Annotated in this window: 21 protein-coding genes; 12 read left to right on the top strand and 9 right to left on the bottom strand. The window is 70.4% G+C overall.

Translation table 11 applies throughout. The features are described from left to right. Nucleotides 1-28: 28 nt before the first annotated feature. From AC0699_RS17735 to AC0699_RS17725, 3 genes are all read left to right on the top strand, one after another. The gene (locus AC0699_RS17735) at nucleotides 29-922 is read left to right on the top strand and encodes an ROK family protein (RefSeq protein ID WP_478661087.1); all 894 of its coding nucleotides are present in this window, start codon (nucleotides 29-31) and stop codon (nucleotides 920-922) included. Further along, nucleotides 922-2,058 carry an N-acetylglucosamine-6-phosphate deacetylase gene (gene nagA, locus AC0699_RS17730; RefSeq protein WP_478660913.1) on the top strand — a complete coding sequence of 379 codons (1,137 nt, stop codon included), beginning with the start codon at nucleotides 922-924 and terminating at the stop codon, nucleotides 2,056-2,058. The genes AC0699_RS17735 and nagA overlap by 1 nt, the downstream gene beginning before the upstream one ends. 195 nt (nucleotides 2,059-2,253) lie before the next feature. Next, nucleotides 2,254-3,180, top strand: coding sequence for a 1-phosphofructokinase family hexose kinase (locus AC0699_RS17725; protein ID WP_478661084.1), 927 nt, complete (start codon nucleotides 2,254-2,256; stop codon nucleotides 3,178-3,180). A 71-nt stretch (nucleotides 3,181-3,251) separates the two neighbouring features. Here the strand turns inward: AC0699_RS17725 and AC0699_RS17720 are convergent, their stop codons facing one another. Together AC0699_RS17720 and cdgB are read right to left on the bottom strand one after the other, a co-directional pair. After that, nucleotides 3,252-4,223 carry a carbohydrate-binding protein gene (locus tag AC0699_RS17720; protein WP_478660911.1) on the bottom strand — a complete coding sequence of 324 codons (972 nt, stop codon included), beginning with the start codon at nucleotides 4,221-4,223 and terminating at the stop codon, nucleotides 3,252-3,254. A 110-nt stretch (nucleotides 4,224-4,333) separates the two neighbouring features. After that, a complete protein-coding gene (gene cdgB / locus AC0699_RS17715; RefSeq protein ID WP_478660908.1) occupies nucleotides 4,334-6,097 on the bottom strand; it encodes a diguanylate cyclase CdgB in 1,764 nt (587 codons plus the stop codon). Nucleotides 6,098-6,406: 309 nt separating this feature from the next. On the opposite strand from cdgB, the gene AC0699_RS17710 reads away from it, so the two are divergent. Then, the gene (locus AC0699_RS17710) at nucleotides 6,407-6,970 is read left to right on the top strand and encodes a flavin reductase family protein (protein WP_478660906.1); all 564 of its coding nucleotides are present in this window, start codon (nucleotides 6,407-6,409) and stop codon (nucleotides 6,968-6,970) included. 118 nt (nucleotides 6,971-7,088) lie between these two features. Here the strand turns inward: AC0699_RS17710 and arfB are convergent, their stop codons facing one another. Further along, nucleotides 7,089-7,523: an alternative ribosome rescue aminoacyl-tRNA hydrolase ArfB gene (arfB, locus tag AC0699_RS17705; protein WP_478660904.1), complete on the bottom strand. Its 435-nt coding sequence runs from the start codon at nucleotides 7,521-7,523 to the stop codon at nucleotides 7,089-7,091. 196 nt (nucleotides 7,524-7,719) lie between these two features. Between arfB and AC0699_RS17700 the strand changes: the two genes are divergently transcribed. Further along, complete coding sequence (locus tag AC0699_RS17700; RefSeq protein ID WP_478660901.1) at nucleotides 7,720-8,295, top strand: TerD family protein; 576 nt, start codon at nucleotides 7,720-7,722, stop codon at nucleotides 8,293-8,295. 157 nt (nucleotides 8,296-8,452) lie between these two features. Next, the gene (locus tag AC0699_RS17695) at nucleotides 8,453-8,965 is read left to right on the top strand and encodes a GNAT family N-acetyltransferase (protein WP_478660898.1); all 513 of its coding nucleotides are present in this window, start codon (nucleotides 8,453-8,455) and stop codon (nucleotides 8,963-8,965) included. A 28-nt stretch (nucleotides 8,966-8,993) separates the two neighbouring features. Here the strand turns inward: AC0699_RS17695 and AC0699_RS17690 are convergent, their stop codons facing one another. After that, entirely contained in the window at nucleotides 8,994-10,409 is a 1,416-nt protein-coding gene (locus AC0699_RS17690) for a M1 family metallopeptidase (RefSeq protein ID WP_478660896.1), read from the bottom strand. Between the two features lie 106 nt (nucleotides 10,410-10,515). Next, a complete protein-coding gene (locus AC0699_RS17685) occupies nucleotides 10,516-11,073 on the bottom strand; it encodes a GlcG/HbpS family heme-binding protein (protein ID WP_478660894.1) in 558 nt (185 codons plus the stop codon). A 377-nt stretch (nucleotides 11,074-11,450) separates the two neighbouring features. On the opposite strand from AC0699_RS17685, the gene AC0699_RS17680 reads away from it, so the two are divergent. The 3 genes from AC0699_RS17680 (at nucleotide 11,451) to AC0699_RS17670 (ending at nucleotide 13,946) form a co-directional block, all read left to right on the top strand. Further along, entirely contained in the window at nucleotides 11,451-12,572 is a 1,122-nt protein-coding gene (locus AC0699_RS17680) for a sensor histidine kinase (RefSeq protein ID WP_478661082.1), read from the top strand. A 5-nt stretch (nucleotides 12,573-12,577) separates the two neighbouring features. Continuing rightward, nucleotides 12,578-13,228: a response regulator gene (locus AC0699_RS17675; RefSeq protein WP_478661079.1), complete on the top strand. Its 651-nt coding sequence runs from the start codon at nucleotides 12,578-12,580 to the stop codon at nucleotides 13,226-13,228. A gap of 217 nt (nucleotides 13,229-13,445) precedes the next feature. Further along, nucleotides 13,446-13,946 (top strand): hypothetical protein, encoded by a 501-nt coding sequence (locus AC0699_RS17670; protein ID WP_478660892.1) that lies wholly within the window; start codon nucleotides 13,446-13,448, stop codon nucleotides 13,944-13,946. Between the two features lie 12 nt (nucleotides 13,947-13,958). Here AC0699_RS17670 and AC0699_RS17665 read toward each other — a convergent pair whose 3' ends face one another. Then, the gene (locus tag AC0699_RS17665; RefSeq protein ID WP_478660890.1) at nucleotides 13,959-14,633 is read right to left on the bottom strand and encodes a pentapeptide repeat-containing protein; all 675 of its coding nucleotides are present in this window, start codon (nucleotides 14,631-14,633) and stop codon (nucleotides 13,959-13,961) included. 222 nt (nucleotides 14,634-14,855) lie between these two features. On the opposite strand from AC0699_RS17665, the gene AC0699_RS17660 reads away from it, so the two are divergent. After that, on the top strand, nucleotides 14,856-15,854 hold the full coding sequence (locus tag AC0699_RS17660) for a zinc-binding dehydrogenase (protein ID WP_478660887.1): 999 nt from the start codon (nucleotides 14,856-14,858) through the stop codon (nucleotides 15,852-15,854). 63 nt (nucleotides 15,855-15,917) lie between these two features. Here AC0699_RS17660 and AC0699_RS17655 read toward each other — a convergent pair whose 3' ends face one another. Together AC0699_RS17655 and AC0699_RS17650 are read right to left on the bottom strand one after the other, a co-directional pair. Then, on the bottom strand, nucleotides 15,918-16,388 hold the full coding sequence (locus AC0699_RS17655; protein WP_478660885.1) for an N-acetyltransferase family protein: 471 nt from the start codon (nucleotides 16,386-16,388) through the stop codon (nucleotides 15,918-15,920). Nucleotides 16,389-16,413: 25 nt separating this feature from the next. Then, on the bottom strand, nucleotides 16,414-17,298 hold the full coding sequence (locus AC0699_RS17650; RefSeq protein ID WP_478660883.1) for an aminoglycoside phosphotransferase family protein: 885 nt from the start codon (nucleotides 17,296-17,298) through the stop codon (nucleotides 16,414-16,416). Nucleotides 17,299-17,400: 102 nt separating this feature from the next. On the opposite strand from AC0699_RS17650, the gene AC0699_RS17645 reads away from it, so the two are divergent. Then, nucleotides 17,401-18,795 (top strand): NAD(P)/FAD-dependent oxidoreductase, encoded by a 1,395-nt coding sequence (locus AC0699_RS17645; protein ID WP_478660881.1) that lies wholly within the window; start codon nucleotides 17,401-17,403, stop codon nucleotides 18,793-18,795. Between the two features lie 808 nt (nucleotides 18,796-19,603). After that, nucleotides 19,604-20,836, top strand: a complete 1,233-nt coding sequence (locus AC0699_RS17640; RefSeq protein ID WP_478660879.1) for a DNA sulfur modification protein DndB — start codon at nucleotides 19,604-19,606, stop codon at nucleotides 20,834-20,836. A 241-nt stretch (nucleotides 20,837-21,077) separates the two neighbouring features. Here the strand turns inward: AC0699_RS17640 and AC0699_RS17635 are convergent, their stop codons facing one another. Further along, nucleotides 21,078-21,728: a hypothetical protein gene (locus tag AC0699_RS17635; RefSeq protein WP_478660878.1), complete on the bottom strand. Its 651-nt coding sequence runs from the start codon at nucleotides 21,726-21,728 to the stop codon at nucleotides 21,078-21,080. Nucleotides 21,729-22,209: the final 481 nt, after the last annotated feature.

The raw sequence follows: 22,209 nt of genomic DNA, 5'->3' as shown, positions 1-22,209 counted from the left end.
CATCGCCCTCGATGTGGGCGGCACCGGGATGAAGGCCGCCCTGGTCGGGGCGGACGGGGCACTGCTCCACGAGGCACGCCGCGCGACCGGAAGGGGGCGCGGGCCGCAGGCCGTCGTCGAGACGATCCTCGGCTTCGCCGCCGAGCTGCGCGCGTACGGCGAGGAGCGGTACGGGGAGAGCGCCGCGGCCGCCGGGGTCGCCGTACCGGGCATCGTCGACGCCGGGAACGGGATCGCGGTGTACGCCGCGAACCTCGGCTGGCGCGATGTGCCCCTGCGCGCCCTGCTCGGCGAACGGCTCGGCGGCGTGCCCGTCGCCCTCGGCCACGACGTCCGCGCCGGCGGCCTCGCCGAGGGCCGCATCGGTGCGGGCCGCGGCGCCGACCGGTTCCTGTTCGTACCGCTCGGCACCGGGATCGCCGGGGCCATCGGCATCGGCGGCACCATCGAGGCCGGCGCGCACGGCTGCGCGGGCGAGATCGGCCACGTCGTCGTCCGGCCCGGCGGCCCGGAGTGCGGCTGCGGACAGCGCGGCTGCCTGGAGACGCTCGCCTCGGCCTCGGCCGTGTCCCGGGCCTGGGCGGCGGCGAGCGGTGACCCCGAGGCGGACGCGGCGGACTGCGCCAAGGCCGTCGCGTCGGGTGACGCGGCCGCCGTGGACGTCTGGCAGGGCGCCGTCGACGCGCTCGCGGACGGGCTGGTCACCGCGCTCACCCTGCTGGACCCGCGCACGCTGATCATCGGTGGCGGGCTCGCCGAGGCGGGGGAAACCTTGTTCACACCACTGAGGGCCGCGGTGGAAGCACGCGTGACCTTCCAGAAGCTGCCCGCGATCGTCCCGGCGGCCCTCGGGGACACCGCCGGATGCCTGGGCGCGGGTCTCCTCGCCTGGGACCTGCTCGACACGGAGGTAACCGCCTGATGGCCGACCGCATGGTTCTCACGGGCGCCCGGGTGGTGCTGCCCACCGGCATCCTCGAGAACGGACGGGTGATCGTCGAGGGGACCCGGATCGCCGGGCACGCCCCCACTGACGCCCCCGCAGTCGACCTCACCGGGCACTGGGTCGTCCCCGGGTTCGTGGACATGCACAACCACGGCGGCGGCGGCGCCTCCTTCACCTCCGGCACCGCGGAGGACGTGCTCACGGGCGTCCGTACGCACCACGAGCACGGCACCACCACCCTGGTCGCCTCCACGGTCACCGGCGACATGGACTTCCTCACCCACCGGGCCGGGTTCCTCTCCGAGCTCGTCGAGCAGGGCGACCTGGCGGGGATCCACTTCGAGGGGCCGTTCATCTCCCCCTGCCGCAAGGGCGCGCACAGCGAGCAGTTGCTGCGCGACCCGGACCCGTCCGAGGTGCGCAAGCTGATCGATGCCTCCCGCGGCGCGGCGAAGATGGTCACCCTCGCCACCGAACTGCCCGGCGGCATCGAGTCCGTACGACTGCTCGCCGAGCACGGCGTGATCGCGGCGATCGGGCACACCGACGCCACGTACGAGCAGACCGTCGAGGCCATCGACGCGGGCGCCACCGTCGCCACGCACCTCTTCAACGCGATGCCGGCGCTCGGCCACCGCGCCCCGGGCCCGATCGCCGCGCTGCTGGAGGACGAGCGGGTCACCGTCGAGCTGATCAACGACGGCACGCATCTGCACCCGGCGGCACTGGAGCTGGCGTTCCACCGGGCGGGCCCGGCCCGGGTCGCCTTCATCACGGACGCGATGGACGCGGCGGGCTTCGGCGACGGCGTCTACCACCTCGGCCCGCTGGAGGTCGAGGTCAAGGACGGCGTCGCGCGGCTGGCGGAGGGCGGTTCGATCGCCGGGTCGACGCTCACGCTGGACACCGCGTTCCGGCGCGCCGCGACGATCGACCGGCTGCCCGTGCAGGACGTCGTCCAGGCGATCTCGGCCAACCCGGCCCGGTTGCTCGGCGTGTACGACAAGGTCGGCTCGCTGGAGCCGGGCAAGGACGCCGATCTGGTGGTGCTGGACGGGGAGTTCGGGCTCAAGGGAGTGATGCGCAAGGGCGCATGGGTGGTCGAACCGTAAGCACGTCGTGACGCGCGTCGACGCGCGCGGGCGAACGCGGGCGGGCCAGCGCGGGCGAACGCGCGGGGTGCCGCGCACCGCCATCCAGGGCCGCGCCGGGCGGTTGGCCGACTGAGGTCTGGGCCAACCGCCTTCTTTTTGGCATGATCAGGACCCGTCCGACGAAGGCAAGCGCATACTCCGGGGGTGTCAGAGGTGATCCTGACGGTCACGCTGAACGCCGCCCTCGACCTCACCTACCGGGTCCCCGCGCTCGTCCCGCACGCCTCCCACCGGGTCACCGAGGCCCGCGAACGCCCCGGCGGCAAGGGCCTGAACGTCGCACGCGTGCTGGCGGCGCTGGGGCACGAGGCGGTCGTCACCGGCTTCGCGGGCGGCGCGACCGGCGGGGTCCTGCGCTCACTGCTGGCCGGGCTGCCGGTGCGCGACGCGCTCGTCCCGGTCGCCGGCGACACCCGCCGTACGCTCGCCGTGGTCGACGCGGCGAGCGGGGACACCACCCAGTTCAACGAGCCCGGCCCGCTCGTCACGCCCGAGGAATGGGCCGCGTTCCTCAGCAGGTACGACGCGCTGCTGGGCGACGCCGACGCCGTCGCGCTGTGCGGCAGCCTGCCGCCGGGGATCCACGTCGGCGCCTACGCCGACCTGATCCGCCGGGCGCGGGCCGCGGGCGTCCCGGCGCTGCTGGACACCAGCGGCGAACCGCTGCGCCGCGGTATCGCGGCCCGCCCCGACCTGGTCAAGCCGAACGCGGACGAACTCGCCCAGCTCACCGGCTCCCGCGAGCCGCTTCGCGCGACCCACGACGCCCGCCGCCGCGGCGCCCGCACCGTGGTCTCCTCCCTCGGCGCGGACGGCATCCTCGCCGCCACGCCCGACGGCACCTGGCAGGCCGCCCCGCCCGCGAAGGTCCTCGGCAACCCGACCGGCGCCGGCGACTCGGCCGTCGCGGGCCTCCTCTCCGGCCTGGTCGAGTCCCTCCCCTGGCCGGACCGGCTCACCCGCGCGGTGGCACTGGCGACGGCGACGGTCCTGGCCCCGACGGCCGGCGACTTCGACCGGTCGTCGTACGAGGACCTGCTCCAGCGCATCACGGTGACGGAGCACGCACCCGCGGCGTGACGACGACGGGCCGCCGTCCCTCGGGGACGACGGCCCGTACGTGTCCGTCTCCGGCGGCCAGGGCTCAGACCCTAGCTCTTGACCTGTCCCTGCTTGAGGGACACCTGGTCAAGGAGCGCCTCACACTGATCACCCTGCTCGCAGGAGATCTTGAGCGTGTTCGCGCCCTTCTTGAGGTTCACGTAGGCGTATGTGTGGGTCCAGCCCTTCTCCCACTCGCCGTTCTTGGCCCTCGCGAAGTTCGACATGTTGATCGAGCGGGGCTGTCCGTCGTTGATCGTGAGCGAGGTCTTCGCATCCTTGCCCGGCACGCTGTAGGTGATGAACAGCGTGTACTCGCCGTCGGCCGGAATGTTCACCGACCAGCTGGCCGAGCCGCCCACACCGTTGAACATCACATACGCGCCGTCCGCGCCCTTCGCGCCCTTGATGTCGCGCGCCAGGGCCGCCGGCGGACCGAGCTTGAGCGTCGCAGCGTCCTGCTTCGGCAGATCGGCCGGCTTCTCCTCGGCGTCCTTGGACGGGTCGTCGCTCGGCTTCACCTCGTCGGCGGGCGCACTGCTGTCCGTGGCCTGCGGGGACTTCTTGTCGTCGTTGCCGCTGGTCAGCACGGCCGCGCTGATACCGATGACGACGACGGCGACCACGGCGATCGCCCCGATGAGCAGACCCTTGGTGTTGGGCCCGCGGCCACGGCCACCCCCGCCCTGGCCCAGCGGGACCTGGCGGGTGGTGGCAGCACCGCCCGGGTACGTCTCCGGCGCCGCGTACTGGGGGCTGGGCTGCTGCGCGTACTGCTGCTGGTGCGGGACCTGGCCGTACTGCTGCTGCGGCTGCGCCGGCGGATGCCCGTACTGGCGCTCGCCGACCGTCCTGACCTGGTTGTACGACGTTCTGGGCACGCCGGGCTGCGCGGCGGGACCGGGGTAGCCGTAGCCGCCCTGGCGGGGAGGTGTGGCACCCGCCTGCTGCCCGTCCGCGTACAGATAGCCGAACGGATCGTCGTCCTCGGGCGTGCTCGCGCCGTTGTTCCCGGCCGTCATCCCTGGTCACTCCTATCCATGCTCGCCAGCCGTCGCCGACCGGCCGAGCCTACCCCGTTTGAGCAACTCCAAGGACGGCCCGTGGCCCCCGTCCGGTTCCCGGTCGACGGCTATCCGGCCCGCCTGTGGACCTTCGCCCTGGACCGTTTCTCGATGTACATCCGCTGGTCAGCGGACTGAAGTACCTCTTCTACCGACATTCCGCACACCGCCCAGCCGATCCCGAAGCTCGCTCCGACCCGGACCGCCCGGCCGTCCACCCGGATCGGCGGGATGATCGCGTTCCGCAGGCGTACGGCCAGGTCGGCGGCGTCCGCCGCACCGAGGCCGTCGGCGAGAACGACGAATTCGTCACCTCCGAGCCGCGCGACGGTATCCCCGTCGCGTACGCCGGTGGTGAGCCGGCGCGCGACTTCGATGAGGACGGCGTCGCCGGTGTTGTGCCCGAAGCGGTCGTTGATCGACTTGAAGCCGTCCAGATCGCAGAAGAGGACGGCGAGGCCCTTCGTGCCGTCGTCGGTGTCGCCGTCCATGGCCGGGGCGATGGCATGCACATGGTGGTCGTAGGGGCCGCCGGGCGCCGTGGCGTCGAAGTCGAAGCCCTCGGTACGGAAGCGGTGCTCGTCGGCGCTGCCGCCGTCCTCATATCCCGAGCTGTATCCCGGCACGTAGCCGTTCTCTCCGTAACCGCTCTCGCCGTAGCCGTTCTCCGCGGGGCCGTTCCCGTTCTCGTAGGGCCGCTCGTATGCGAGGGCTCCGACGGCCGTGCCGCCGCCCTGCCGGGCCGGCTGCGGGCGCTCGCACAGCCGGGCGCTGAGCCGGGCGCGCAGCTCCGCGTTGTTGGGCAGGCCGGTCAGCGAGTCATGGCTGGCCCGGTGGGCGAGGTGCAGCTCGTGGCGCTTGCGCTCCTCGATGTCCTCGACGTGCGTGAGCAGGAACCGGGGGCCGTCGGCGGTGTCCGCGACGACGGAGTTGCGCAGCGAGACCCAGAGGTACGTGCCGTCCCTGCGGCCCAGCCGCAGCTCCGCCCGGCCGCCCTCGGCGGACGTACGGAGGAGGGTGCCGATGTCCTCGGGGTGGACGAGATCGGCGAAGGAGTAGCGGCGCATCGCGGACGCGGGCCGGCCGAGCAGCCGGCACAGGGCGTCGTTGGTGCGCAGCAGCCGGCCGTGCTGGTCGCCGCCCATCTCGGCGATGGCCATCCCGCTCGGGGCGTACTCGAACGCCTGACGAAACGACTCCTCACTGGCGCGCAGGGCTTGCTGTTCGCGCTCCAGACGGACGAGGGCGCGCTGCATGTTTGCTCTCAGCCGGGCGTTGCTGATCGCAATCGCGGACTGCGAGGCGTACATCTGGAGCGCTTCCTGGCCCCAGGCGCCGGGCCGGCGGCCGTTGCGCGGCTTGTCGACCGAGATGACGCCGAGGAGTTCCTGTCCGCCGCCCGATGCGTACATGGGGGCGTAAAGCCGGTCCTGCGGGTGCCACTCGTCCTCGAAGCGTGGCTCGGGTCCCTCCGTGTACCACTGCGGAACGTCGTCCTCCAGCAGCACCCAGCCCTCGGTGTGCGGTATGAACCGCAGCTCACCCCAGGCCTCGCCCATGCCGAGGCGGCGCTCCCAGGAGGCACGGGAACCGACCCGGCCGGTGATCAGGGCTTCTGCCGCGGAGTTCCCGGCGAAGGCGGCGACGACGAGGTCCCCGTCGGGGCGTACGAGATTGACGCAGGCCAGCTCGTACCCGAGACCGGCCACGATGCCGTTGGCCACGGTCTGCAGCGTGTCCGCCAGGCTGCGCGCCGTGTTGAGATCCGCCACGACCTGATGCAGCTGCCGCAGGGTCGCAAGACGGACGTACGGCTCCGACTCGGTCTCCATTGCTCGCTCTCCCCGAGACCTCGAACAGCTGACTCCAGGCTTCTCATCGGCTCTGTCGGTGCACCGGGTCGGTGCAGTGTCTCCGCCACTGAATCACAGCGAGCTGTCCACCCGGTACACAGGGTCAACAAATACTGCGCTCTGTGACTCAAGTCACAAGAGATGATGAAGAGGGTCATCGGGGTCGCGGGGGCGTTCCACCGCTTCTTGAACGCAAATTCGGACAGGTCCCGCCGGTCCGGAGTCCTAGGACCTGGATGGTCCCCCGGCCCGATGTGGCGGAGCGGGGACGAGATTAGCGTTCCGGTCGTGCTGCAGACGACCCCCACCCCGAGTACCGAGACGATCCCCCATCCTGAGGGGGTGAGCAACGACGAGTTCCGTGCCGCGATGTCACGGCTGGCCGCCGGAGTGGTGCTGGTGACGGCGCACGAACCGCCCCTGAGCGAGGACGGCCCGCGCGGCGACGACGTCGGCATGACCGCGACGGCGTTCATGTCGGTCTCCCTCGACCCGCCGCTCGTCCTGGTCAGTCTGCGCAACGGCTCACGCATGGACGACCTGCTGGCCGAACAGCCGATGTGGGGGGTCTCCGTGCTCTCCGAGAGCCAGCGGCACATCGCGGGCCGGTTCGCGATGAAGGGCCGCATCAGTGACCGGCTCCTCTTCGAGGACATCGCGTACACCCGCGGCGAGCGGTGCGGTGCGCCGCTCGTCGGCGGCGCGCTCGCGGTCATGGAATGCCGTACGGAACAACGCATCGAGGCGGGCGACCACACGCTCGTGATCGGCCGCGTCCTGAGCGTCGGCCTTCCGAGCGCGGACGGCGGCCCGCTGACGTACTTCCGGGGGCGGTACCGGCATCTGGGCTGAGCCTGGCGCCACCGGGGAACCCGGAGGGACAGGGCCCGGGGGCCGGAGGACCGGGGCGGGGGTCGGGGGCGGGAACGACGGGGGCCAGGGCGCGAGGGACGGGGGCGCGCGGCCCGCGTCACCAATCGCGTGCGCTGCGGCCGCGCTTCGTCTCCGAGCGCTGCTTCTTCTCGCGCAGGCGGCGCTCGTTGATGCCGCGCGGGATCTTCGTCGGGCGCCGCGGACGGGGCGGCGGCGCCGTGGCCTCCGCGAGGAGCGCGGCGAGCCTGACCGCCGCCGCCTCACGGTTGCGCCACTGGGAGCGGTGCTCCGACGCCCGTACGGTGATCACGCCACCGCTCAGCCGGGACGCCAGCCGCTCCAGCGCACGGTGTTTCCACACCTCGGGCAGCGCCCGCGTCGACGCGACGTCGAAGCGGAGCTCCACCTGCGAGTCGCTCGTGTTGACATGCTGGCCGCCGGGTCCCGACGACCGCGAGAAACGCCACATGAGCTCGGCCTCCGGGAGGGAGACGGAGCCGCGGATGCGATAGGGCCCGGACATGTGTCCCATGGTCGCGTCCGTGAGCGACCCGCGTCACCTTCTTTTCACGAGGGAACCTGTTCTTTCCACCAGGGAACCTGGCGGTCCTCCGCCCGCGTTATGGAGGGTGACGGTAGCTTCGGGGCACGACAGCACCACACAGCACGACGCAGCACGACCCACGAAGCCCGACCGCACTGCACTCGACCAGGAAAGGGACCTCCCCATGGCTGTAAGCCTGTCCAAGGGCGGCAACGTCTCGCTCACCAAGGAGGCACCGGGCCTGACCGCCGTCACGGTGGGCCTCGGCTGGGACGTCCGTACGACCACCGGCACCGACTTCGACCTCGACGCCTCCGCGATCGCGGTCAACCCGGGCGGAAAGGTCTTCTCCGACGGCCACTTCGTCTTCTTCAACAACAAGTCGACGCCGGACCAGACCATCGTCCACACGGGTGACAACCGCACGGGCGAGGGCGGCGGCGACGACGAGCAGATCAACGTCAACCTGGCGGGCCTGCCTGCCGACGTCGACAAGATCGTCTTCCCGGTCTCCATCTACGACGCCGAGAACCGCAGCCAGAACTTCGGCCAGGTGCGCAACGCGTACATCCGCATCGTCAACCAGGCCGGCGGCTCCGAGATCGCCCGCTACGACCTGAGCGAGGACGCCGCCACCGAGACCGCCATGGTCTTCGGCGAGCTGTACCGCAACGGCGCGGAGTGGAAGTTCCGCGCGGTCGGCCAGGGTTACGCCTCGGGCCTGGTCGGCATCGCCCAGGACTTCGGCGTGAACGTCTGACGCGGGTCCCCGCACACCCCGAAGGCCTCGGCCGCCGTCCCGGCCGGGGCCTTCGGCATGCCCCGGGGGCGCTCGCATACGTCCTGGCGGGCCCTCGGCATCCGTGCGTACGCCGTTCGTGCGTACGCACCTCCGGCCCGCGCGGCATGATCGAGACGTGATCCTCGAACCGCTGGCGCCGAAGGAGGCGGGCGCCCTGCCCGGGCCCCTGCTCACCGAACTCACCGCGCTCTACGCCTCGAACCGCGCCTTCCAGCAGCTCAGCGGGGACTTCCCGGACCCGGACGACATCCGGCCCGAGCAGGTCGCCGCCGCGCTCGCCGACGAGTTGGCGCACCCCGCGGCGCAGGTGCTGCTCGCCCGCTCGGAAGGGCGGCTGGTCGGCGTCGCGGTGACGCTGGCTCACCATCCCGACCCGGCCGACCCCGATCCGTGGATCGGCCTGCTGATGGTGGACGCCCGCCGGCACCGCGCCGGGTACGGACGAGAGCTGGCGGGTCTGGTCGAGGACCGGTTCCGGGCGGCCGGGCGGAAGGCGGTGCGGCTCGCCGTACTGGAGAACAACCCGAAGGCGCTCGCCTTCTGGACGGCGCTCGGATACGGGGAGATCGCCCGCCGCGCGGACGCCCAGGCCGGCCGCCCTTGCGTCGTTTTGCGCAAGCCCCTCTGATCCGCGGATCGCTGCTCCGCAGCCCGCGCTAAGGCTTCGCGGGCCTGTCCACGCCGTACAGCCAGACGTCCCACAGTTCGGTGAGGTCCTCGCCGGACTCCTCCTCCACGTAGGCGATGAAGTCGTCGGTGGAGGCGTTGCCATGACGGTGGGTCTGGGGCCAGCCCTTGAGGATGTCGAAGAAGGTGTCGTTACCGACGGCCTGGCGGATCTTGTGGAGGACCATCGGGCCACGGCCGTAGACGGGGTCGCCCGAGATGTCGGCCGCGGTCGGCGGTTCCGCGGGCGGGAAGGCCCAGTTGCTGTCCACAGCGAAGGCCTCCTCGTAACGCTTCTGGGCGGGGATGTCGTTGAAGTCCTCGTCGTACAGCCACTCCGCGTACATCGCGAAGCTCTCGTTGAGCCACATGTCCTGCCAGGTCTTCGGCGTGACGGAGTTGCCGTACCACTGGTGGGCGAGCTCGTGGACGAGGAAGTTCATGTCGAACGTGCCGTCCGGGTACACGGGCCGGCCCTGCGTCTCCAGCGCGTAGACACGTTTGGGGTTCTTGAAGACGTCGGTGTCGACGATCGCGCCGGTGGAGGAGAACGGGTACGGGCCGAAGTTCTCCTGCTCCCAGGCCAGCACTTCGGGGATGCGGGCCAGCAGGGCTGCGTTCTGCGCGGTGACGGTCTTGTCCACGGCCGTGTACACGGGCACGCCCTGCGCGGGGTGAGAGATCTTGAAGTCGTACGCGCCGATGCCGACGGTCGCGAGATAGCTGGCCATCGGCTCGCCGGAGTGCCAGACGAAGGTGGTGCCGCTGCCGTCGACCGTGGGCCGCTGCTCCCTCAGCTCTCCGTTGGAGACGGCGGTCAGGGGCTTGGGAACGGTGACGGTGATGTCGTACGTCGCCTTGTCGCTGGGGTGGTGGTTGCCGGGGAACCACGCCATCGAGCCCGTCGGCTCACCGAGCGCGAGAGCGCCGTCCGTGGTCTTCAGCCAGCCCTGCTCGAAGCCCTCCGCGTCCTCCATGGTCTGCGGAATGCCGGAGTAGCGGACGACGGTCCTGAAGGTGCTGCCCTTGCCGACGTCGTCGCGCGGCCGGATCGTCAGCTCGTTGCCGGCGCGGTTGACGGCGGCGGGGGCGCCGTCGACGGTCGCGCTGTCGATGGTCAGCCCGTGGAGATCCAGATTGAAGGCGCTGAGGTCCTGGGTGGCGCGGGCGGTTATGGCGGCGGTGCCGGTGAGGTTGTTCGCCTTCGGGGCGTAGTCGAGGGTGAGGGCGTAGTGCTGGACGTCGTAGCCGCCGTTGCCGAGCTTGGCGAAGTACGGGTCACGCAGACCGGCGGCTCCTGGGGTGCCGTCGACCCCGTCGCCGGCATCGGCCGTGCAGGCCGATCCGGCGAGGGTGATCAGGACGACGACGGGCGCCAGGGCACGGAGGAGAGATCGCTGGTCCACGTCAATGATCCTATGCGCGGAATGTCCGATTCCGTCCGTGCCCTCTGTGATGTACCCCATGACGCCCGGCGGACCGGATGACGCCCGGCGGACCGGCCGGACCGTACTACTTGGCGAGCGCGGAAACCCCGGCCTGGGCGAACTTCTCGTCGAGGTCACCGCTCGGGGCGCCCGCGACACCGATGCCCGCGACCGGCGCACCCTTCACCTGCACCGGCGCACCGCCCCCGAGGAACAGCGTGCCCGGGATGTCCTTCAGGTTCGGGGCCTGCTGGAGCCGCTTGGCCAGCTCGGACGTGGGCGCGTTCCAGGAGACCGCGGTGAACGCCTTGCGCTGCGCGGACTCGTACGACTGCGGGCCGGCGCCGTCACCACGGAGGGCGACGATGGTGTTGCCGTTGCGGTCGACGACGGCGACCGTCACCCGCTGGTTCTCGTCCTGCGCGGCCTCCAGCACGGCCTGCGCGGCCCTGGTCGCCGCCGCCACGGTCAGATGCGTGGTCTGCTGCAGGTCGCGGTTCGCGACGTCGGCCGTGACCGTGGCGGGCGCGGGGGCCGCCGGGGCGGAGGCGTTCGCGGAGACCGCGCCGAAGGTACCCGCGCCCAGCGCGGCGACGGCGACGCCACCGGTCAGTACACGAGCACGCAGCGACATCTTCTTCATGGGAGAACTCCTCGATAGGCGCCGGGATTCGGCGGTAACTCGCTCTGCTGTCGATCCTCCGGCCGCAGGCCGCCCCGTACGGTCCACGGAGCGGATGCCTCCGGCGCGCATGATGGATGACGGGTGTGTCAGCCGATCGGCTGATGCGCCCGTGGCCCCGCCGGGTCACCATGGGGGCATCTGTGCAGGTCAGCGAGGAGTGGTGGACGGTGGAGCGGCGGTACGAGCAGGACCCCGACGCCCGCGATCCCGGCACCGGCGATCCCGGCACCGGCACCGGCACCCATGACCCCGACGCCCGCACCCCCGGCAGCCGCGGCCCCGACGCCCACGCCCCTGACACCCGTGATCCCGACGCCCGGTGGCTCGCCCGTGTCATGCACGCCGCGTTCTTCCTCCTCCTCGGCGCATCGCTCGTGCGCTATCTGCTGCGGCACCCCTGGGAGGACCGCTCCCCGTGGATCATCGGGCTGTCGGCCGCCCTCGCCGCCCTGTACGTACTCGGACCGGTCCTCGGCTCCCGTGCCACACCCCGGCGACTGGCCTGGCTGGGCTCGGTCGTCGCCGTCTGGATGCTGCTCGTGGTCCTCGCGCCCAGCTTCGCCTGGTGCGCGGTGCCGCTCTTCTACACCGGCCTGCGCACGCTCCCGCCGCGCGCCGCGCTCGTCCTGGTCGCGCTGCTCACGGCCTTCGTCGTGGCCGCACAGCTCAAGCTCGCGCACGGCGGCTTCGATCCGAACCTGGTGATCGCACCGCCGGCCGTCGCGGCGATCGCGACCGCCGTCTTCGTGCAGGCGGAACGCCTCGCCGCCCGCCAGCGAGCGCTGATCGACGACCTGATCAGGACCCGTCGTGAACTGGCCGCCACCGAGCGCCGCGAGGGCACCCTCGCCGAGCGCCAGCGGCTGTCCATGGAGATCCACGACACCCTGGCGCAGAGCCTGTCCAGCCAGCAGATGCTGCTGCAGGCCGCGGACCGCACCTGGGACGCGGATCCGGCGACCGCGCGCCGCCACGTCCGTACCGCCGAGTCGATCGCCGAACGCAGCCTCGCCGAGGCCCGCCGCTTCGTCCACGACCTGGCGCCGGCGGATCTCGCGGAGGGCGGCGGCCTGGAGCAGGCGCTGCGCGCCCTCGCCGAACGCGAGTCCGCGGGCTTCCAGGTCGACGGCGTCCCGGTGCCCCTGCCCGACCGGGTGCAGTCGGCGCTGCTGCGCATCGCCCAGGGCGCCCTGGCCAACGTCCGGGAGCACGCAGAAGCCACCTCCGCCGCCCTGACCCTGACCTACCTCGGCGACCAGATCGTCCTGGACATCACTGACGACGGCCGCGGCTTCGAGCCGACGGGCACCACCGGGGACGTCCGGGGCGTCCGGGGCCACGGCCTGCCCGCGATGCGGGCGCGGGTCGGGCAGCTGGGCGGCACCCTGACGGTCGAATCCGCACCCGGCGAGGGCACGGTCCTGTCGGCCTCGATCCCCCTGGAGACCGCGCGATGAGTGCGATGAATTCGACGAGTGCGACGAGTGCGACGAGTTCCGTACGGATCCTGCTCTGCGACGACCACGCCGTCGTACGCGCCGGGCTGCTCGCCCTCCTCGGCAGCGAGCCGGACATCGAAGTCGTCGGCGAGGCGGGCAGCGGCGAGGAGGCGGTCGCGATGGCTGCCAAACTGAAGCCGGACGTGGTGCTCATGGACCTTCAGCTGGGGCCCGGCATCGACGGCGTCGAGGCCACGCGCCGGATCGCGTCCCCCGAGGTGCATGTCCTCGTCCTGACGACGTACGACACGGACGCGGACATCACCCGTGCCATCGAGGCGGGCGCGACCGGCTATCTGCTGAAGGCCGAGCGCCCCGAGGAGCTCTTCGCGGCGATCCACTCGGCCGCGCAGGGCCGCACCACCCTGTCACCACCGGTCGCCAGCCGGGTGATGGACCGCATGCGAGGCGCGGCCCGCCCCAGTCTGACGGAACGGGAGCTGGACATCCTGGGCCAGCTCGCCCACGGGCTCGGCAACCGGGAGATCGCGCGAGCTCTGTTCATCAGCGAGGCGACGGTGAAGACCCATCTGGGCCGTATCTACGCCAAGTTGGGCGTGGACACGCGGGCGGGCGCGGTGGCGGTGGCGAAGGAGCAGCGGCTGCTGCCGTGAACTCGCGGCAGCGGCTTCTGCGGTGAGATAGCGAGGCTTGTGGGTGACACAGGCCCGCCGCCCGGCCGCAACCGGCAACCGGCGACCGGCGACCGGCGACCGGCAACCATTCGCTCGAACGTGCGCGCGGTAACGATTCCGCAGGGCGCGAGCCGCAGGGCGGGAGCCGCAGGCCCGCGCCCCGGGCCGGGTGTCCGCGCATGACACCATCAACCCCGTGCTCGACATCGGCTACTCCCTCTCCCGCCGCTTCCCGGACCCCCCGCAGACCGACTACCGCCACGCGGACGTCCACGCCCTGCGGCACGACCTCTTCTGCGGTGACGTCTATCTCGCCGACACCAAGGCGGACCGCGAGGTGTCCACAGCCTGGGGATGGGTACCGGTGCTCGACTTCGCGTGGGCGCTGTGCGACATCGTCGAGCGGCTCGACCAGGACCCGCGCGGCAGCCGGGCCTCCCAGCCGCAGTACGCCGAGATCGACTTCACCGAGTCCACCGACCGCATGCTCTTCGAGCGCCGCTTCGGATGGGTGGACGTCGAGGCCGACTGGATGCCCGGCGACGAGCCGCCACTCACCTTCAACCACGCCGAGCTGCGCCGCGAGGCCCGCGACTTCCTCCACGATCTGATCGCCGACCTCACCGACATGCACGAGGGCCTCGCCGACAACCCCGTCGTCTGGGACCTGCAGGCCCGCTTCCCGCGCACGCCATGACCCCCGGATCGCTCAGTCCTCCACCCGCACACCCATCTGCGCCGCGAACGCCGGTGCCAGATCCAGCAGTTGAGCCGTACTGATCACCGCCCCCGACAGCCCGTCCACCCCCCTCGCGATGTCCAGCTCGGCCACCTGCCGCAGATCGACGTCCCGCAGCCGCACGCCGCTGAGGTCCACCCGGCGCAGCACACAGTCCCGGAACTCCACCCGCTCCAGCTGCGCCGCCCCGAAGTCCGGCTCGGACAGCACGCACCCCTCGAACACCACGTCCTTCAGCCGCGCATTGCGCAGGTTCAGGTAGTCGATCTTCCCGCCCTTCACCACCACTCTCTCCAGCGCCGCCCCGTGCAGCTGCACCCCGCCCATCCGCGCGTCCACGACCTCCACGTCCCGCAGCGACGCGCCCGCGAGATCCGTGCCCACTCCCTGCACCCCCGTCAGCACTGAGTCGATGAACCGCGCGTTGACCAGCGACGTCTCGTCCAGCACGCAGTCCCGCAGCGCACAGTCCATGAACCGGGCGCCCGCCCCGTCCTGCCCCGTCAGGTCCAGGCCCGCCAGCTCCAGACCGTCGTAGTCCCCGTCCGGCTCCAGCTCGCCGCCCTCGTACGGACTCAGCGGCGGCAGCCGCACCTCCGGCCGCCGTGCCGCCGTCACCCGCGTGTTCCCGGTCTTCCGCGCCATGACCCCCATGGTGACTCACACCACTGACACCACTGACACCACTGACGACGCCCCGGTGGCCGATCGGGGGCGCCCGCGCGCAGGTTGCCGATCTCAATCACCTTGATCTCAACCACCCTCAAACCTCAACCACCCTCCAATCTCAACCACGCTTGACCTCAACCATGCTTGAGGTTGGAGGGTGGGGGCCATCACCGACCACGATGCACAGGGGAGCCCGCCATGCACGCCGTCCGCCTCCACGCCTTCGGCCCCGCCGAGAACCTCACCTACGAGACGGTCGACGACCCCGAGCCCGGCCCCGGCCAGGTCCGTATCGCCGTCGCCGCGGCCGGCGTGCACCTGCTCGACACCGCCCTGCGCGAGGGCGAGTCGGGCCCGTACCCCGCCACCGTCGAACTGCCCACCGTTCCCGGCCGCGAGATCGCCGGCACCGTGGACCGGCTCGGCGAAGGCACCGACCCGGCCTGGCTCGGCAAGCGCGTCGTCGCCCACATCGGCATGGCCCCCGGAGGCTACGCCGAGCTCACCGTCACCGAGGCCGGCCGGCTCCACGAGATCGCCGACCACCTCGACGAGGCCGAAGCAGTCGCCATGATCGGCACCGGCCGCACCACCCTGGGCATCCTCCAGTTCACCGACCTCGGCCCGGACTCGGTCGTGATCGTCCCGGCCGCCGCCGGCGGCATCGGCACCCTCCTCGTCCAGTACGCCAAGAACGCCGGCGCCACCGTCATCGGCCTCGCCGGCGGCCCCGCGAAGGTCGCCCGCGTCACCGGGAACGGCGCCGACCTCGCCGTCGACTACACCCTCCCCGACTGGCCCGAACACGTCCGCGCACACCTCGGCGACCGCCGCGCCACCGTCGTCTTCGACTCCGTCGGCGGAGACACCGCCCGCGCCGCCGTCGACCTCCTCGGCAAGGGCGGACAGCACATCGTCTTCGGCTGGTCCAGCCAAGGCATCCGCACCGGCTCCGGACTCACCTTCACCGACGACGAACTCGCCGCCCGAGGCATCACCTCCCAGAGCGTCCTCGGCCCGGCCATGCTCCAGAAGGCGGGCGGCGACATACGCACTCTGGAAACCCGCGCCCTCGCCGAAGCCACCGCCGGCCGCCTTCGCCCCGCCGTCCAGCGCTTCCCGCTCGCCGAGGCCGCGGCCGCCCACCATGCCCTGGAGACCCGCGGCACGATCGGCAAGGTCGTCCTCGTCCCCTAGCACCGCCCGGCAGACATTGTCCGAGCGACCCTTGAGCCGCCGGGATCTCCCGGCGGCTCATACCTAGGACCCGAGAGCCGTGAGCGCCTCGTCGGTCAGCCGGTACACCGACCACTCGTCCTGCGGCCGCGCACCCAGCGACTTGTAGAAGTTGATCGACGGGGTGTTCCAGTTCAGCACGGACCACTCCAGCCGCTCATAGCCACGCTCCACACAGATCCGCGCCAGCTCCGCCAGCAGCGCCTTCCCGTAACCGCCCCCGCGCAGCCCCGGCCGTACGTACAGATCCTCCAGATAGATCCCGTGCACCCCACGCCACGTCGAGAAGTTCAGGAACCACAGCGCGAAGCCGGCGACCTCCCCGTCCTCCGTCTCCGCGATGTGCGCGAAAGCAGCCGGGCGCTCCCCGAACAGCGCCTCGCGCAGCTGCTCCTCGGACGCGTTCGCCTCGTGCAGAGCCTTCTCGTAGTCGGCGAGCTCGCGGACCATCCGGTGGATGACGGGGACATCGGCAGGCGTAGCAGTACGAATCATGAGGGCACCCTGCACAGACGACGGCTCAGCGCGCCAGGAGTTTCCGCCCGATGGACACCTGCTCCTCCTGAAGCCGCGTACCGCCGCCCTTCACATCCCACAGACCGTTCTGCAGCACCCGCCCCAGCGTCCACGCCCTCGCCCGCTCCCGGTCCAGACCCAGCCGCTCCGTCAGCAGATCGAACCGCCACAGCGTCGCCTCCGCGTCGAAGCGATTCCACAGCGCCGGGAACAGCTCGAAACCCGGGTCGCCCACCAGCGGCTTCGGGTCGATCGCCAGCCACGGCTCACGCTCAGCCGCGAGGATGTTGTCGTAGTGCAGATCCCAGTGCAGCAACCGGTCCCCCGGCTCCCCGACGACCTCCCGCACAGCCGCCGCGCAATCCTTCAGCAGCGCGCGCTCGCCGTCGTCCGCCAGCGCTTCCACCGCCCCCGGCACATCGTCGAGCATCGCCGCCGCGACATCCCCCAGCCGCCGCAGCCCCTCCGGCGCGGGCACCGCCACCAGACGCGCCAGCAGCTCCGCGAGGATCCCCACCGCCTCCCGGTCGTCCTCCACGACCGACAGATGCCGTCCCTCGTCCAACCGCTCCAGCAGCAGCGTCGCCGTATCCGCGTCATGGTCCAGCAGCCGTACGATCCCGTCGCCGTCCCAGGTCCGCAGCCCCAGCCACTCGCCGTCGCTCTCCCCGTCCGGAGGCTGCAGCTTCAGCGCCGCCCGCGAACCATCGGCCCTCACCACCGGCAGCACCAGCGACGCCATCCCGTACATCGAAGGCCCCGTGACCCGCAGCCCCCACCGCTCCACGAACGCCTCGACGCGCCCGGGCAGGGCCGCGATGAACGCACGGCCGGCCTCCCCGTTGAACCTGATCTGCGACGCGAGCAGCTCGTCCGGGATCTCGATCACCCTCGGATCGTATGTCCCCCTCCCTCGCCCCTCCCCTCCTCTCCTTCCTCCCCTCCTCACCACCCTGGACAGGCCAACCGCCACCGGTGTACGAACAGCCTCATGACCAGCACGATCAACGGCGGTATCTCCTTCTGGTACGCGGACGACGGCATCCCCGCCCCCCGGGAGCCCCTGCCCGGCGACGCGTCCGCCGACATCTGCATCGTCGGCGGCGGATATACCGGACTGTGGACGGCGTACTACCTCAAGAAGGCCGTGCCCTTCCTCAACATCACCGTCCTCGAAGCCAGGTTCTGCGGATACGGCGCCTCCGGACGCAACGGCGGCTGGCTCTACAACGGCATAGCAGGCCGCGACCGCTACGCCGCACTGCACGGCCACGACGCCGCCGTACGCCTCCAACAGGCCATGAACGACACCGTGACCGAGGTCGTCGACATCGCCCGCGAAGAACAGATCGACGCCGACATCCACCAGGGCGGCGTCCTCGAAGTCGCCTACACTCCCGCGCAGCTCACCCGCCTCAAGAACTTCCACGCCGTCGAGATCGCCTTCGGCGAGAAGGACCGCGAACTCTACGGCGCCCGCGAGACCGCCGACCGCATCCGCGTCGCCGGAGCCGTCGGCTCCGGCTGGACCCCGCACGGCGCCCGCCTGCACCCGGTCAAACTGATCAAGGGCCTCGCGGCAGCGGTCGAGGCGCTCGGCGTGACGATCCACGAATCGACCCCCGTCACGGAGATCAAACCCAAGCACGCGATCACCCCGTACGGCACGGTCCGCGCCCCCTACATCCTGCGCTGCACCGAAGGCTTCACGGCGACCCTCGCCAACCAGCGCCGCACCTGGCTCCCCATGAACTCCTCCATGATCGCCACCGAACCGCTCCCCGCCGACGTCTGGGACGCCATCGGCTGGGAAGGCCGCGAAACCCTCGGCGACATGGCCCACGCCTACATGTACGCCCAGCGCACCGCCGACGACCGCATCGCCCTCGGCGGCCGCGGCATTCCCTACCGCTACGGCTCCCGCACCGACAACGACGGCCGCACCCAGCCCGCCACCGTCGACGCCCTCCGCGCCGTCCTCACGCGCTTCTTCCCCCAACTCGCGGGAGTCGGAATCACCCACGCCTGGTCCGGCGTCCTCGGCGTCCCCCGCGACTGGTGCGCCACCGTCACGCTCGACCGCTCCACCGGCCTCGGCTGGGCCGGTGGCTACGTCGGCTCCGGCGTCGCCACCACCAACCTCGCCGCCCGCACCCTCCGCGACCTCATCCAGCAGGACTCCGGCCAGTCCGGCCCCACCGACCTGACCACCCTCCCCTGGGTCAACCACAAGGTCCGCAAATGGGAACCCGAACCCTTCCGCTGGCTCGGCGTCCACGCCCTCTACGCGGCCTACCGCACCGCCGACCGCCGCGAACTCACCGCCCCCACCGCGGAAACGGACCCCATCGCGACCCTCGCGAACAAGATCTCCGGACGCCGCTGACGACACCCACAGCGCTGACGGCCATGAAAGGCGGCATAGTGCTGGCGCATACAGCGCCAGGTATCCTCCATGGCGCCCGGTGAACGGACATCACCAGTCCGTCACCGCCTGTACGCGGCCCCTCGCCCACACCACCGCAAAACGCAGACGTCCCGGACCTGAATGGTCCGGGACACTGTTTGCTGGAGCCCCCTGTCGGATTCGAACCGACGACCTACGCATTACAAGTTGTCCGATCTTGGTCCGGGGGTGTCCGTGGGCATCCGCGAAGCGGTCTTACGGCCTGGTGAGAGGGGGTTCGCGGACCTTGACGGACGGCAGTGGACAGTGCCGGATCAGGCTGCAAATGAGACTGCGACTGAGACCACCAGTCTCTGAATGAGCAGCGAGGGCACACGACCCCGCACCGGGCACGAGACCTCTTCGTCCCGAAGCAACTCGGGCAGCTCAGGGGCTGCTGCTGGCCTGAACTGGACGAACAGACCAGGCCGGTCCGTGGTGGTCCGGTAGCGTCCGGCGCGATTGGCACACAGTCCAACACGTAAGCGCGACCGTCATGGTCTGTTCCGATCAGAGCTCGCTTCTGCGGGGGTCTCCGTGGTTTCCGCGGACAACTGGCGCGACCGAATAATGTTCACCGCAGTCGTGTTTTTTAGGCAATCAACTCCGCCGCAGACGAAGAAGAGGCAACTGCGGCATACATGATGATGGGTTCCTGTCACCTCAGTTGACCTCCTGACGGCGCGTCCGCTAGCGTCGTGGTGACATGACGGGGCGTCATAGTGGCGTCCCTTAAGGGGGAGGGAACTTGAGCATCACCACGTCCTTGAAGCCGGTGACCACCGGTCTGCCCGTCGACCTCCGGGAGATCCGCAAGGGGGTCATGGCGAACGGCGTCATCGACTGCGAGAACCTGCTGGCCATCGTCAACGACCCCCAAGAGGTCGAGGACGCCGCGAAGCGCGCCCAGAAGGCCGGACAGCCGATCAGCGAGTACGCCCGCACGCGCGGCGAGATCCAGCGGCTCCTCGGCACTGCGAGCAGCAAGAAGGCCAAGAATGTCGGCGAGTACGCCGACTACATCGCGGCCGGTCTGCGAGGGGACTACGACAACGCTTGGTCGCTGCCGCAGATCACCCTGTGGTCGCCGCGCCCGCTGGTCATCTCTGAGGACGGCTCGTCGGCCCTGCCGATCAAGGATGGCCTCTACGCCCTCGACAGCGAGACTCAGGTCACCGCCTGGCACCGGATCAAGCGGCACCCGGCTGCGTACGACCTCGAGGACTTCGACTTCGGTGCGATCCCGCTGTCGTTCGAGATCTTCCACGGCATCAGCGTCATGGCTGCGCGCCAGATCTTCCACGACCGCAACCTGAAGGGCGTTCCGGTCGACAAATCTTTGGCCATGTCCATGGATGGCCGCGACTTCGGCACCACCGTGACGCGCAAGCTGATGGAGTCGCTGAAGGTACCGTTCGGTGAGACCACGGTTCCGCTGTCCGGCCTGATCCTCACCGGCAAGCGCCAGGTGTCGGACAAGGCCGTGGAGTGGATGACGATGTCGGTCCTGCGGACCCTCGTTGCCACGGCCATGCTCGGCAAGGCCGGTATCCATGCCGCGTCGACCGGCATCGAGCACGAGGACATCCCCGCCAACGAGAGTGGCGACCGTCCGGACAAGGTCGTCGTCCAGCGCGAGGTCATGGAGACGGTGGGCGCGTTTCTTCAGGAGAATGCCGCGCTCTTCCATGCCAAGACCGCCATCACCGCCCCTGCCGTCGTGGCGGGCTTGGGCGCGACGATGAACCGCACCATGTCCTGGAGCTCGGACCCCTTGCCCGAGGGCCTCACTCTGGAGCGCCTGTTGGAGGGTATCCAGTGGGAGCGCGAGGCGAAGTACTGGAGCGGCATCGCGGCCAAGGTGACCGACCGGGGTGCCGTCTCCTGGGCCGGCGGCGCCCGTGACTCCGGCCACAAGGTCTACGACGCCCTGAACCACCCGGAGAGCGACACGGGTAAGCAGATCCGCGGACGGTTCTAGCTTCGCTCTCGCGAAAGGCTTGAGAACTGTCGTGGCAGCGATGTCACGGTGGGTTCAAGTCCCACCGTCTCCGCACGTGAACGGCCCCTGACTAGGTGAAACGGTCAGGGGCCGTTGTGTTGAGCGGTGCCCGCGAGTTCCCGTCGTTCCCCGGTGTTTCCCGGGAGAACGGGCACGGTGGGGGTACGCCTGGACGGGCGTCCGGCCGTGTGTCTGGCCCGACGTAGCCCAGGTCCCATCATCACGGGCAGTTCTGTTCAAGATCGGAAACGACAGCCTCGACGTACTGGAAGAGTCTCTGAAGGGTGGCTACGACGGGTCGCCCTTCGGGGAGAGCGAAAAGCGGTGTTGCGGTGCCTACCTGTTCAATCACAGGAAAAGTGCTCCACAGAGGGGCGCGAATTCGAACCACCTCGGCACCGGGCTCGACGAGATAGGAAGAGTGCGAGAAATCGAGGAGTTCGGCCCCAGGATCTGGGTCGTTTACCCGTTCGGGCAGAAAATCCACACCCGTGTCGGTCTTCATCACCCAGGGCGGCAGGTCATCGCGTGTGGGGATCGTATCGAACTGGTTCGAGTGGAGGTCGATGTGCGCGAGCATCTGATGCTTGTCGGAGTTCGAGAGATCGGTGAGCAGATCCAGCTGATGGATGTATGGCCCGCTCCAGCTGTCCGGTCGCCCATTGCCCCCTCGGCAGGGCTGGAACTCGTGCATGCGCCCCCATGCTGCGGGGGCGAAGATCCCAGGGGTCTTGTGCTGGCCGCTGTCACCGTTGCAAGGCAGGAAGCTGACGTTCTTGGGCTTGCGCGGAGTCCCCTGCGCGTGCGCGCAGGCGTACTGCCACGCAAGGTGATCCAGACTGCAACGGAGATTGTTGATGATGTCACCCACGCTGAGGCTGACGTCCTCGATCGCGGGGCGATAATCGGGGGCGTGACTGATCCGTAGGATGTGGTAGCCGGTAGCCGGGTCCAGATCGGCGCGGAGCAGAGATCGGTTACTTGCGTCACCGCGGAATGTATTTATGTAAGCCTCAAGCTCCTCGCACTGCTTTTTGGCCCGGCGGAGCTTTGCCTTTGCGGACCAGAGATCAACGGGGGACATGAAACTCCGATCTACCGTTAGGTTCCCTGGGAGTATAAGATCAAGCGGTGATTCTGTTCCGTCGTTTTTCGTGACGGGTCTTCTGGCAGCTGGGGACGGCGATAATTCGTGAGCCCGCCACTCTGCCCAGCTCCCACGCACCCCCTACGAACCCGCACTCGGGAACGGCGCCCCCTCCATCCCGGCGCCGGCCGGTCCCCCGCCGGAGGCTTGTTTTGGCCTCATGCCCGTGTGCCTATCTCTCGGGCGGGCGGGGGCCGTCGGCCGC

The organism is Streptomyces sp. NPDC043870 (assembly GCF_056435785.1).
This window is presented reverse-complemented; position numbering and strand designations above follow the sequence as displayed.